Genomic DNA, 12477 nt, shown 5'->3' with positions numbered 1-12477 from the left:
ATTCTTTTCATGGTGATCTAAGGCTGATTCCGGGTTCTCCTAGAGTACTGTAGAGCGCACCTGTTTGCATCCGTGCGGTCAAGAAAGGACAAAGAAAGGACAAAGAAAGGACTTTAAAGCGAGTATTGGGGATATGAAATAGAGGGGACTTGAATAACAGCCGGAGTGCTATCTGTGGCGATAGACACTCCAGCATTTGGGCTTTTGATAACAGGAGTAGTTACTGCCCTATTCGTTTACACACTGTAGTAGAGATCGAACTCAGCAGGATGAGTGGTCTGGCTTACCTGTACACACTCTTCTTTCTTCAGTTCGATGTAAGCGTCGATCATGTCGTCAGTGAATACACCGCCGGTAGTCAGGAATTCACGGTCGGCATCCAGAGCGGCCAGAGCTTCTTCGAAGCTTTCTGCAACGGTCGGGATTTCAGCCGCTTCTTCTGCAGGCAGGTCGTAAAGATCCTTGTCAGCAGCGTCGCCAGGGTGGATCTTGTTCTTGATGCCGTCCAGGCCAGCCATCAACAGAGCAGCAAACGCCAGGTATGGGTTAGCTGTTGGGTCAGGGAAGCGAACTTCTACACGACGGGCCTTGGGGCTGTTTACGTAAGGAATACGGATGGAAGCAGAACGGTTACGGGCAGAGTAAGCCAGCATAACAGGTGCTTCAAAGCCCGGGATCAGTCGCTTGTAGGAGTTGGTGGAAGCATTGGCAAAAGCGTTAATCGCTTTAGCGTGTTTAATGACACCACCAATGTAGTACAAAGCGTTTTCGCTCAGACCGGCATAGCCATCGCCAGCAAACAGGTTTTCACCATCTTTGCTCAGGGACATGTGAACGTGCATACCGCTGCCGTTATCACCCACCAGAGGCTTGGGCATGAAGGTGGCAGTTTTACCGTAAGCGTGAGCAACATTGTGTACGGCGTATTTCAGGATCTGAACTTCGTCAGCCTTGGCTACCATGGTGTTGAATTTAACACCGATTTCACACTGGCCCGCAGTACCTACTTCGTGGTGATGTACTTCAACGCCGAGGCCCTGAGCTTCCATCGCTGTGCACATGGCAGCACGAATATCGTGCAGTGAATCGACGGGAGGAACCGGGAAGTAACCGCCTTTAACTTTTGGTCGGTGGCCGATATTGCCACCTTCGAAAGACTTGCTGGAAGACCAGGCCGCTTCTTCAGAGTTGATTTGGTATGAAGCACCGGAAATGTCAACGTTCCACTTAACATCGTCAAATACGAAGAATTCCGGCTCCGGACCAAAGAAAGCCGTGTCAGCAATACCAGTAGACTTCAGGTACTCTTCAGCACGCTTGGCAACAGAACGTGGGTCACGCTCGTAGCCCTGCATGGTTGAAGGCTCGATGATGTCGCAACGAATGTTCAGAGTAGTTTCGTCAGTAAAAGGATCGATGACTGAGCTGTTGTCATCAGGCATCAGGATCATGTCGGATTCATTGATGCCTTTCCAGCCAGCAATGGAGGAACCGTCGAACATTTTACCCAGCTCGAAGAATTCGGCATCGACTTCGCCGACCGGCAGGGAAACATGCTGTTCTTTACCACGGGTATCGGTAAAACGAAGGTCAACCCATTTTACATCGTGATCCTTGATCAAATTCAGGGTCTTGGACATTTATTATTCCTCCAAAGGACTATAGCTCTCGTTGAGCACCGCAGGTCGATTGTAGGAGCCTGACCGAGAATAGACTGCCCTACTGCGGCGACAGCAAATTGGTCTGAAAATCCGCTTTTGTTCGTCAAATAGCTCGCTATTCTCCTCACAAAACCGAATTTTCATCCTCAATTTTCTGCCGTCCTCGCTACGGGTGCTACCCTCGGTCAGGCTCCTAGGAGGCCGACCGAGAATAGACAGCCCTACTGCGGCGGCAGCAAATTGGTCTAAAAATCCGCTTTTGTTCGTCAAATAGCTCGCTATTCTCCTCACAAAACCGAATTTTCATCCTCAATTTTCTGCCGTCCTCGCTACGGGCGCTATTCTCGGTCGGCCTCCTAGAGACTTGTCAATCGTTATGGCGGTTTACCAACATTTAGTCGTATTGTGCCGCATTGGCGGCTGTGCCGACACCGTCTCAGCAATTGCTGTGCCAGTATCGAAAACCGGTTGATTTTGCTGAGTTCTAAAACGTGAACATGCCTGAGTATAAGCCGAATGCAGGTGGTTGCACCGAAAAGAATCTCATTAAATCGAATAAGTGCACAAAAAAAGTGCGCCAGACTTTGAGAGTGTTTCGGTTTGGTGCATTTGCCCGTTAAATATCCGCAAAACCATTCCCAGGCGGTGCCCAGTGTAGCGTGAATCTGCAGGGACTACTAACAACCATGTGGCCTTTACGAGGTGTCTAAGCGAATTGTCTGCTACCAGCCGGGGTTACCGGTGTCTGGGAGTCTTCTGTATAATCGTGTGGATTCGTTTCTTAATTTTCCTAACTGGCATCTGGACCGGGTTCTCTTCCTGACTTGCAGTGGCACTTTTCTGTGGTGACATTTTTCCGATGGGAGAGCACCGGACATACAATTCTATGAAGTTCATCATCAAGCTGTTTCCTGAAATTACCATTAAGACGCCTCCGGTGAGAAAGCGTTTTATTAAGCAGCTGCGCAAGAATATTCGTACCATTCTCAAACGGGTTGATGAAGACATTGAGGTGGCTGGCACCTGGGATTTTATCGAGCTGGCCACTGGTCATGATGATTCTCGGCTGGTGGCTCAGGTCTCCGATCTGTTGAGCCATATTCCCGGTATAGCGTACTGGCAACAGGTGGTTGAGTATCCGCTGACTGACCTGGATGACATTATGCATAATGCTCTGGCAGTGAATCGTGAATTGCTGGCCGGGAAAACCTTCCGGGTTACCTGTCAACGCTCAGGTAAACATGACTTTCAGTCTATTGATGTGGAGCGATACGTGGGTGGTGGCCTGAATGCCCGAACTGAAGCGGCGGGTGTCAAGCTCAAAAATCCGGACGTTGTCGTAAAAATTGAGATCAGGGGCGACCGTTATTTCCTGGTCACGAACCGTGGTAATGGGTTGGGTGGCTACCCACTGGGCTCTATGGAGCCCGTATTATCGCTAATCTCTGGTGGCTTTGACTCGACAGTTTCAAGTTTCCTGACCATGAAACGGGGTATCAGAACCCACTTCTGTTTCTTCAATCTGGGTGGCCATGCCCATGAGCTGGCGGTGAAAGAGGTGGCTTATTATCTCTGGAGCCGCTTTGGCTCGTCCCATAACGTCAACTTTGTTACGGTTCCTTTTGAAGGGGTTGTCGAAGAGATTCTGACCAAGGTAGATAACTCCCAGATGGGTGTTGTTCTCAAGCGGATGATGTTGAGAGCTGCAACCCGGGTCGCAAAAGAGATGTATGTTGAAGCCGTAGTCACCGGAGAAGCCGTTGCCCAGGTTTCCAGCCAGACACTCACCAACCTGGCGGTTATTGATTCGGCTACCGATCATCTGGTCTTGCGTCCGCTTATTGCCATGGATAAGCAGGACATCATTGATATCTCAGTCAGGATCGGTTCAGAGGAATTGGTAAAAAATATTCCCGAGTATTGTGCGGTGATCTCGAAAAATCCGACCACCAGGGCCAAGCCGGAAAAAATTGCAGCGCAAGAAGCCCGTTTTGATTTCTCCATTCTGGATGCGGCGGTTGTCGATCGTCGTAAGGTTTCCGTTTCTGATATCATTGCCGATGACCTGACCCGTGAAGAAGTTGAGGTGTTCGAGACCGCAGAACAAGACGACATTGTTGTTGATATCCGCCATCCGGATGAAGAAGAGATCAAGCCTTTTGATCTCAATGACCGAGAAGTGCTGACGATTCCTTTCTATCAGCTCAGGACAAAATTTGCTGAACTGGATAAAGATAAGCACTACCTGCTCTACTGCGAAAAAGGGGTGATGAGTCAGTTGCACGCCATGCACCTTCGTGACGAAGGGCATGAGAATGTCGGCGTCTACAACCCAGGGAAAAAGTAACCGATAAGATGATGAAAATTGCCATGATTGCCGCCGTTGCCAAAAACCATGCCATCGGCATCAATAATAAAATGCCCTGGTACTTGCCCGGAGATCTCCGCTATTTCAAGGCTGTCACCATGGGCAAGCCTGTAATTATGGGACGCAAGACGTTTGATTCACTGCGCAAGCCTCTGCCGGGTCGTACCAATATTGTCATTACCCGTGACAAAGACTGGCATCATGAAGGGGTCAGGGTGGTGCACAGTCTTGAGGATGCCATTTCTTTGGCGGAAGATGTATCCATGATCAATGGCAATGAAGAAATCATGGTGATTGGTGGTGAGCAGATTTATCGTCAGGCCCTGGACAGAGCTGATCGGCTTTATCTGACCAAAGTCTTCAAATCGTTTGATGGTGACGCATTTTTTCCGGAAATCGATGACAGTGAATGGGATATTACCGCCAGGGAAGATCAGGTCTCTGAAGATGAGCAGGCTCTGGAGTTCAGTTATCAGGTGCTCGATCGCAAGTCCGTCTGAGGTCTTGGTCTCCCTGCCGTATAAGCCAGCTAAATCAAGTTGGCTTTTCTTATTTACAGCTGTTTTTAGTCAGTACAAGCGTAAAACAAAACCACAGCAGCCCTGAGGCGGCTATAGTTTAAATATTGTTGCTTTTGTATTTTTTAATCATCTTATCTAATAAAAAACGTTTCGATTCATCATCTATTTCTCAGGGATTGAGAGGCATGCCATCAGAGATCAGGAACCAAAGAGGTTCTCCTCTCTCTGCTACAGAGCGAAAAGAGACCGTTAGAACTTCAGAAGATTCCAGCCTGGGTCAGATTGATTACGGTCGGTGGCGGGGTCGCTTTGTTTTCTCGCGCATAGGCGGTTTTATCAAGCGTCTATTTGGCGGAGGTCCCTCAGCAGCAAAGGCACTCAGGGTTTACGACTCATTCCGTTATGCTGCCCACGAAGAACTCTCTTCTCCTATCCAGCGCAGTCTGCGTGACTACCATATTGCCTGTGCCATGGCCTATCACCATGTTTGTGTGCTGGGTGAAGAGAAAAAAGGTGAAGCAATGAAACTGGTGCTGTCAGGGGGCAGTGAAAAAATCAGTGAACAGGTTCTCACTGAAGTCAGAAAAACCGTTTCTTGTTCTACCGTTGAGTTGACTTATAAATACCTTGCAGAAGATCGAACTCTGCCCGTTGGCTTTTTGAAAAGGGCTCTGATACCGGACTTAATTCAGAGCACCGTGAGAGACTTCAATGTGGATGCTGACACAGCGGAAGCTACGATTGTCAAACTGGCACAGGATACAGGGCTGCTCAACGATACGGATATCACCTTTGAACGTATTCTTGAAATCAAGAATGCGCTGCGCTGGCGGTTTGCACCAGAGACTCGCACACAGGTGGAGCAGTTACCGGGCAGAAGAGGTAAAGGTCCCGTCAGCAGGTTTGACCCTTCTATTCCTGCAGCAACTCCTCCCGGACTTGAAAGACCCAAAGCGACTCGTTACCACCTGGATAAAGTCGACAGGACCCATATTCAGAATGTTGTGGATAAAGGGGGGGGTATCAAGCTAAAGAATACGGATACCCGTGACAGGATCAAACGCCATTTTCTCAGGAATAAAAGGTACTTTAGTCTTAATTCTGCTGCCATAGTGGTCAGTACCGTGCTGATAGGTCTGGTGTCAGGGGGGATTGCCGCTGCAGCGGCTCTATTCAGTTATATTGCCTGGTACGGTGTATGGAGTGGTGGTACAGAGCTGATTCGGATGACCAAAGCGATCAGGGCTTTACAGAGGGCAGAAGCATCCGCTGATTACAAACTGGAGGTGAATGATCTGGGTGTCTTGTCAGAGATGGATGACAAGAAATTTCGGGTCTTCCTGAAAAGCCTGAGATACATCTGCAGTCATGAAACCTTAACCCGCATCTTCACTGCCTATTCTGCGCTGGAAAAAGACGCTCAGATGAGATTGGAGATGGAAAGAGAGAAAGATGAGAGCAATCTTGAAGCCGTGATACGTCTGGAGGAAGGCAAAGCTCGATACCTGTATCGCAGACGCAACCTGCAAGATGCTTTCAAACTTTACAGACGTTTCTACACAGCAGCCGTCAGCGACGTTGAGAGAATGGATCAAGAGTGGGAGCCGGTTCTGGATCAGCTGTGGAACGGTAAATTCAAAAACATGGACCCGGAGAAAAGAGAACGCTTGTTCAGCCATGCGGCCAATGATCCTCGAGTGATTGGCAAGTCATATCATTTCAAGACCAAGCAGACGGGATGGCTGCAAAAAGTGTTCCCGAAAATGACCGATGATTTAACCAGTGACGGCTCTATTGCTTCCAAAGAGGCTGTGGAAGAGCTGGAGCGGATACTGGCAGAAGAAATGCCCGATATAGAGCTGAGCGAAGAAGAAAAGAGTCGCTTTAACACTCACGCCGACAGGGTGGCCAATGCCCTGATACTGGCTGAGAATGGCGTCAGAAGTTATTTGAATGTCTGGTTGAAGGGAGCCATTAAATCAACCATGCTCCATGGCTTTAAAGTGGTCTGGCATGCTTCTGAAAGGAGACCAGCATTGGAAATCTCACCTCACGTGCCCAAGCCCACTGTGGATGGATTAATTATCTTTGGTTTTTTCTTTCTGGCAGATCTTTTTGTTGATCGTTACAACGAGGCAGTCAATAAAGAGCGATTTGAACGCATTACCGGAAAGAAGACAGGCAAAAGTATGGTCTGGGATTGGCAGGGTCAGAGAAAAAGAACCGGACGGGAAGAAATGAATACCATGAGAAGGTTGGCTAAAGATCAGCTGGAAGACTTTGTTGATCGTATGCTGAAACTGCATGATTCCCATAAAGACATTATGAAAGAAGTCAGGCTCCAACAGCAGCTGAGCCAGGTTAACCCTGGCTCTCCCATGTTTGATCATATGGATGATCGGGAGGCAGCTGTGTTAATTCTACGAAGGCAATATCACCATCAAATCATTTCTGAAATGATGATGGGAGCTATTGGTAAATACTATGAGAGCGTTATGACCAAAACCGCTTCCTGGGATCAGAAAATGAGCCATATTATTCCCCCACAGACCCCTATTTGAGCGCAATAAGCTTTTCTATGCCTCAAAGCTTCTTGACCAGAACTTTGGATTGTCTCTCCTCATTGTACTGATTGCGCTTCTCCATAGGCAAAGACTTCTGGGTGGATTCAGAAAAACCTCGTTCCAGAAACCAATGGCTGGTCTGGGTCGTTAATACAAACAGCGTATCCATTCCCTGTTGGGCAGCCTGTTCTTCTATAGCACTGAGAAGAAGGTCGCCTCGGTTTTTCTTCTGGTAATCAGGGTGTACGACGAGACAGGCCAGCTCCGCGACCTTTTCTCCCGAAAACAAATGGATAGCTGCACAGCCAATAATCATGCCGTCCAGGGAAATGACCCGGAACAGCCGAATCTCACGCTCCAGCTCTTTTCTTGAACGCCTTCTGAGGATGCCTTTTTGTTCCAGAGGCCTGATAAGCGCCAGGATTCCCCCCACATCCTCAATGCTGGCCACACGAATTTCTTCATAACGATCACGAGAAACCATCGTGCCAGATCCATCACGGGTAAAAAGCTCCATTAGCAGAGAACCGTCCTGCTCGAAGCTGATCAGCTGTGAGCGTTCCACACCACCGTGACAGGCGGTAATGGCTGAGGAAAGCAGTCTTCTGTCCTCCCCATGAAGGTGCTTGAGGACTTTTTCAGCTTCTTGGGGGGAAAGACGGCTGATCTGTTGCCCCTGCTGATCCTTTACACCTTCAAACCTTGAGTACAAAAGTAGTTTTTCGGCTTCAAGGTGGATGGCTGTGTGGGTAGCGACTTCTTCCACCTCCATGTTGAAAAGCTCGCCAGTCGGTGAATGACCGAGGCAGGAGAGAAGAACTATGTAGCCACTGTCGAGCTGCTGCTGGATTGCTTCTTTATCTATTTTGCGAATAGCACCGGTGTGGAGAAAATTCTGCCCATCGATCACACCCAGAGGTTTTGCAGTGACGAAATTGCCACTAATAACTCGAATGCTGGCCCCGTGCATGGGAGAGTTAACCAGACCAAGTGAAAGCTTGGATTCAATTCGTGCGCGAAGATTACCCACAGCGTCCATCACGCATTCAAGGCACTGACGATCCGTAATCCGTATTTCGTTGTGAAATCTGGACTCAAGGCCTCTGGCTCTGAGACGCTCCTCGATCTGAGGCCGGGCTCCGTGGACAAGAACCAGTCGAACGCCCAGGCTGTTGAGCAGGGCAATATCGTTGATGATATTGTTCAGATTAAGGCTTGCCAGAGCCTCACCGCCCAGAGTAATGACAAACGTTTTGCCGTGGTGGGCATGAATGTAGGGCGAACTCTGGCGGAAAAATTTTACGTAGTTCTTGTTCAAGTTCATGGCTGTTTGTTTATCTTCATTCTGATGTTACGTTGCTGAATCAAACTCAATAGTGATAGCGTAAACTGGCTATCAAAATAGAATCGTCTTCAAACTTGTATACAACCCTGTGCTCATCATTGATGCGTCTTGACCAATAACCTGATAGTCCATGTTTTAGCGGCTCTGGCTTCCCGGTTCCTTCATAGGGCGTTCTCTTGATTTCTTTAATTAATGAATTGACCCGTTTAGCAATTTTTTTATCTGTTTTTTGCCAGTAAAGGTAATCTTCCCACGCTCGTTCTGAGAAAGTGAGCTTCATTCTATGAGCTCTCTTTCAGTACCTTTTCCACTTTCTAACTCAGCAATAGACTCAAGCAAACGGCGAGCATTTTTCGGGCTGCGCAGTAAATATGCTGTCTCTTGCAGTGATTTATAGTCTTCCATTGACATCATAACGACGGGTTGTTCCCCTTTTCTGGTAATAATGACCGGAGCATGATCGGAACACACCTGTTGCATGGTTTTTGCCAGATTATTTCTTGCTGATGTATAACTAATCGTATCCATAGTTCACCTATATCGTACATGTTCATTATTCTGTACAATAAGTTAGCGCAGCATAACGAATTTATCCAGTCGATTCGTTTCGCTGAAGGCTGATAGAAGGGTTAATCAGAGGCAGAATTGCCGTATCAGAGATCTCAGTAGCTCAATGGTTGGATGAATTCTGTCCATAGAAAGGTATTCATCAGGTTGATGAGCCTGATCGATATCACCCGGACCCAGCACGACTGTATCCATCCCCATTCGGCTGAAGAAAGGCGCTTCCGTAGTAAAAGCAACGGATTTCGCTGAATAGCCGGTTAGATTTTCACAGCTTTTCAGCAGGGGAGAGTCGGCAGAGCCTGCAAATGGATCAATACTCTCGTGAATAGCGTCCAGAGAAAGTTTTACATTATCGGCTCTGGCGATGGGGAGAAGACGCTGTTTCAGGCTTTCTCTCAGCTCCCGGCTGTCCATACCAGGCAGGAGGCGCACGTCAAAGTCCAAATCACAGTGGCCACAGATTCTGTTAGGGTTGTCGCCACCATGAATGCAACCGAGGTTGATGGTAGGGGTAGGCACAGCAAATCCGGGATTATTGTATTTACCGGCCAGTTCTTCCCGGAACGCCATGATTTCAGTGATTACTTTATGGGCTGTTTCCATGGCATTCCTGCCAAGGGCCGGGTTGCTCGAATGACCGGACTGTCCGAGAATCCGAATGCGTTCCATCATGATACCTTTATGCATATAGACTGGTTGCATACCGGTAGGCTCACCCACCACCGCATAACGCCCCCTGGGTTTACCTGCAGCAGCCAGGGCCCGGGCACCACTCATGGAGGATTCTTCGTCTGCTGTTGCCAGAATAATCAAGGGGGCCTTCAGAGGCGCTTTCAGATAATCTTTTACTGCTTCCATGACGAGACCAAAGAATCCCTTCATATCGCAGATGCCCAGACCGTAAAACCGGTTATCGGATTCATTGAGTGAGAAAGGGTCGAATTGCCAGAGATTTTCATTGTATGGCACGGTATCGGTATGGCCTGCCAGAACTAATCCACCAGGACCTGAGCCCAGAGTGGCAATCAGGTTGGCTTTCAGCGGTGCTTCCGGAATGGGTATGATCTCACAGCAAAAGCCCATGGTTTCAAGCCAGCCTGCCAGTTCATGAATCACCGGCATATTGCCCATATCCAGCTCAGGCTGTGTGGAACTGACAGAGGGAATCTCTATCAACCGCGACAGGACTGCTTTCAGATCAGGTTGCTGGATTCCAGACATTATCAGGCCCCAGGTTCTAATTGTTGGAAAATTGGATAGGCATAAATCAAATCTGCCAGATCATCTGACTGTCAACCTTCCAGTGCCGAAATTAACAGCCTTTTTCAGCATGATAACAGCCCTGCCTCGGGATAGGTACGAGAGACTGAAACGAAAATGCTGGAAGAGGGTGCGTAGAAGAGCCCTCTAGTTAACCAAAAATAAGCCTCAAAATATGGAAGAAGACGATAGCAAGGAAGGCACCGGCGGGCAGTGTGATTAACCAGGACATAAAAATAGTGCCGATGACTCTCAAGTTAAGTGCACCAATTCCTCTGGCAAGGCCAACCCCTAACACGGCACCCACCAGAGTGTGTGTGGTGGAAATAGGAAGCCCGGTCCCTGAGGCCAGAACGACGGTGGTCGCTGCTGCCAGTTCTGCTGCAAAACCTCTGCTGGGGGTTAGCTCAGTAATCGCTGTGCCTATGGTCGCCATGACTCTATATCCATAGGTAGCCAGACCCACCACTATGCCTCCAGCCCCCAGAAGCAAAACCCAGCTTGGCATGGCTGCCTTGCCTGCGATTTCTCCGCCACTGAGAACAATACTGGCCACTGCTGCCAGAGGACCTACTGCATTGGCAACATCGTTGGAACCGTGGGCAAAAGCCATCGAGCAGGCGGTGAAGATCATCATTACGCCAAAGACTCGCTCGACACTGGAGAAATGGAAAGCTTTGTCGGCCTGTGCATCTTCCTTGATTTTGGAAAGCGCTATTTTTCCGGCCAGCATGACCAGCAGGCCAATCAGTAGCGAGATCAGGCTGCTTTCCTGATAATCCAGCGGCAGGCCAATATGCTTGAGCCCCTTAGTCAGGGTCACCATAGCCATCATGAAGCCAACCAGAAACATATAAATGGGCACGTAAACTTTGGCATTTCTAAAAGGGTTGTCGGTATCCAGTATTAGTTTCTGGACGCTCATGAAAATCATGAAAGAAATAAAGCCGGACATGATGGGAGAGACGATCCAGCTGGCTACGATTGAGCTGACTTTCCCCCAGTTCACGGCATCTGCCGAGACGTTGACAACGGCAAAACCGACAATTGCCCCGACAATAGAGTGTGTTGTCGACACAGGCCAGCCATAATGGGTGGCAACTAACAGCCAGGTGCCCGCAGCCAGCAGGGCTGCCATCATTCCGTAAACCAGCAGCTGTGGATGCTCCAGCAGTAATGGCATGTCGGGATCGATGATCCCTTTTCTGATCGTATCGGTAACCGATCCACCGGCCAGGTAGGCACCCATAAACTCCAGGCAGACAGCAATGACAATGGCCTGTCTGATGGTCAGAGCTTTGGAACCGACCGAGGTTCCCATGGCGTTGGCGACATCATTTGCTCCCACGCCCCAGGCCATGAAAAAGCCAAAGAGGCAGGCGAGAATCAGCAGTATCGTTCCATACTCAGCGATAATGCTCATGGATGTTATTTCCAATCATTAGAGTTAACGGGCAAGCAGCAATTGAAGATAACTGCCAACTCTTGAGGCGCGATCTGCCAGGTCACCGACCCAGTCGATAATTTTGTAGAGAAAAATGACTTCCACAGGGGGGAGGTCCTTTTCCAGTTTGAACAGAATTTTTCTGACTTCAATCTGGTGCTTGTCGGTATCGCTTTCTATCTGGTCGAGCTCTTCAATGAGCTCTTCCACCAGATTGACTTCTCTTCCCCTGAAGCCTGTTTCCAGCAGTTCATCCAGTTCATCCATGGCCCTGACTGCTTGCGCTGAAGTGGCAATGGAGCGTTTCAGGTAGTCCATAAAAGCCTCCCTCATCTCCTGGGGGATCATCATTTGTCTGCCCAGCACAATGCCGGCAATATCCTTGGTCCTGTTTGCTACTTTATCTTGCACCGTCACTATCTCCAGAAGATCATTTCTGGGCACTGGCAAAAACAGGCTTTTGGGAAGGGAGAGTCGAACGTTCTTTTTGATGAGATCAGCCTCGTGCTCCAGCTCTACGATGGTTTGCTGAATACTTTCAACTTCCAGCCAGTCGCCATCAAATGCTGCTTTGAAAAATGGTTCCAGCTGTATGGCACATTCGTGTGCCTTGGCTATGTGTTTTTGTATCGGACCAATAGGAGATCGGCCAAATACACTCGATAGTAGATTGCTGGTTGGCATAGTCGCAGACCTGTCGGATTAAATTTCTAGGGGTCAGACTCCTCGTCGTTTGCGGCGAACGAC

At 48.8% G+C, this 12477-nt stretch carries 10 protein-coding genes; 3 read left to right on the top strand and 7 right to left on the bottom strand.

Going from position 1 to position 12477, the window contains the following annotated elements; genetic code table 11:
* Nucleotides 1–236: 236 nt before the first annotated feature.
* On the bottom strand, nt 237–1640 hold the full coding sequence (glnA, locus tag ACOJUO_RS03155; RefSeq protein WP_422135295.1) for a glutamate--ammonia ligase: 1404 nt from the start codon (nt 1638–1640) through the stop codon (nt 237–239).
* 907 nt (nt 1641–2547) lie between these two features.
* On the opposite strand from glnA, the gene thiI reads away from it, so the two are divergent.
* From thiI to ACOJUO_RS03140, 3 genes are all read left to right on the top strand, one after another.
* Entirely contained in the window at nt 2548–4008 is a 1461-nt protein-coding gene (gene thiI / locus ACOJUO_RS03150; protein ID WP_422135294.1) for a tRNA uracil 4-sulfurtransferase ThiI, read from the top strand.
* A gap of 8 nt (nt 4009–4016) precedes the next feature.
* Nucleotides 4017–4529 (top strand): dihydrofolate reductase, encoded by a 513-nt coding sequence (locus tag ACOJUO_RS03145; RefSeq protein WP_422135293.1) that lies wholly within the window; start codon nt 4017–4019, stop codon nt 4527–4529.
* 206 nt (nt 4530–4735) lie between these two features.
* On the top strand, nt 4736–7111 hold the full coding sequence (locus tag ACOJUO_RS03140) for a hypothetical protein (protein ID WP_422135292.1): 2376 nt from the start codon (nt 4736–4738) through the stop codon (nt 7109–7111).
* A gap of 22 nt (nt 7112–7133) precedes the next feature.
* On the opposite strand, the gene argA is transcribed toward ACOJUO_RS03140, so the two are convergent.
* The 6 genes from argA to ACOJUO_RS03110 form a co-directional block, all read right to left on the bottom strand.
* Complete coding sequence (argA, locus tag ACOJUO_RS03135) at nt 7134–8438, bottom strand: amino-acid N-acetyltransferase (protein WP_422135291.1); 1305 nt, start codon at nt 8436–8438, stop codon at nt 7134–7136.
* Between the two features lie 46 nt (nt 8439–8484).
* Nucleotides 8485–8739: a Txe/YoeB family addiction module toxin gene (locus ACOJUO_RS03130; RefSeq protein ID WP_422135290.1), complete on the bottom strand. Its 255-nt coding sequence runs from the start codon at nt 8737–8739 to the stop codon at nt 8485–8487.
* Nucleotides 8736–8987, bottom strand: a complete 252-nt coding sequence (yefM, locus tag ACOJUO_RS03125; RefSeq protein WP_422135289.1) for a YoeB-YefM toxin-antitoxin system antitoxin YefM — start codon at nt 8985–8987, stop codon at nt 8736–8738. The genes ACOJUO_RS03130 and yefM overlap by 4 nt, the downstream gene beginning before the upstream one ends.
* Before the next feature lie 105 nt (nt 8988–9092).
* Complete coding sequence (gene argE / locus ACOJUO_RS03120; protein WP_422138874.1) at nt 9093–10247, bottom strand: acetylornithine deacetylase; 1155 nt, start codon at nt 10245–10247, stop codon at nt 9093–9095.
* A gap of 190 nt (nt 10248–10437) precedes the next feature.
* On the bottom strand, nt 10438–11709 hold the full coding sequence (locus tag ACOJUO_RS03115; protein WP_422135287.1) for an inorganic phosphate transporter: 1272 nt from the start codon (nt 11707–11709) through the stop codon (nt 10438–10440).
* A gap of 24 nt (nt 11710–11733) precedes the next feature.
* Nucleotides 11734–12414: a TIGR00153 family protein gene (locus ACOJUO_RS03110; RefSeq protein WP_317145111.1), complete on the bottom strand. Its 681-nt coding sequence runs from the start codon at nt 12412–12414 to the stop codon at nt 11734–11736.
* Nucleotides 12415–12477 lie beyond the last annotated feature (63 nt).

This window comes from Endozoicomonas sp. ALC020 (assembly GCF_049275935.1).
Classification (GTDB): Bacteria; Pseudomonadota; Gammaproteobacteria; order Pseudomonadales; family Endozoicomonadaceae; genus Endozoicomonas_A.
This window is presented reverse-complemented; position numbering and strand designations above follow the sequence as displayed.

Excerpts from the sequence above, each read along its gene's own strand:
- argA (WP_422135291.1), bottom strand. The coding sequence starts at position 8,438 with ATGAACTTGAACAAGAACTACGTAAAATTTTTCCGCCAGAGTTCGCCC.
- ACOJUO_RS03130 (WP_422135290.1), bottom strand. The coding sequence starts at position 8,739 with ATGAAGCTCACTTTCTCAGAACGAGCGTGGGAAGATTACCTTTACTGG.
- thiI (WP_422135294.1), top strand. The coding sequence starts at position 2,548 with ATGAAGTTCATCATCAAGCTGTTTCCTGAAATTACCATTAAGACGCCT.
- yefM (WP_422135289.1), bottom strand. The coding sequence starts at position 8,987 with ATGGATACGATTAGTTATACATCAGCAAGAAATAATCTGGCAAAAACC.
- argE (WP_422138874.1), bottom strand. The coding sequence starts at position 10,247 with ATGTCTGGAATCCAGCAACCTGATCTGAAAGCAGTCCTGTCGCGGTTG.
- ACOJUO_RS03110 (WP_317145111.1), bottom strand. The coding sequence starts at position 12,414 with ATGCCAACCAGCAATCTACTATCGAGTGTATTTGGCCGATCTCCTATT.
- ACOJUO_RS03115 (WP_422135287.1), bottom strand. The coding sequence starts at position 11,709 with ATGAGCATTATCGCTGAGTATGGAACGATACTGCTGATTCTCGCCTGC.
- ACOJUO_RS03145 (WP_422135293.1), top strand. The coding sequence starts at position 4,017 with ATGATGAAAATTGCCATGATTGCCGCCGTTGCCAAAAACCATGCCATC.
- ACOJUO_RS03140 (WP_422135292.1), top strand. The coding sequence starts at position 4,736 with ATGCCATCAGAGATCAGGAACCAAAGAGGTTCTCCTCTCTCTGCTACA.
- glnA (WP_422135295.1), bottom strand. The coding sequence starts at position 1,640 with ATGTCCAAGACCCTGAATTTGATCAAGGATCACGATGTAAAATGGGTT.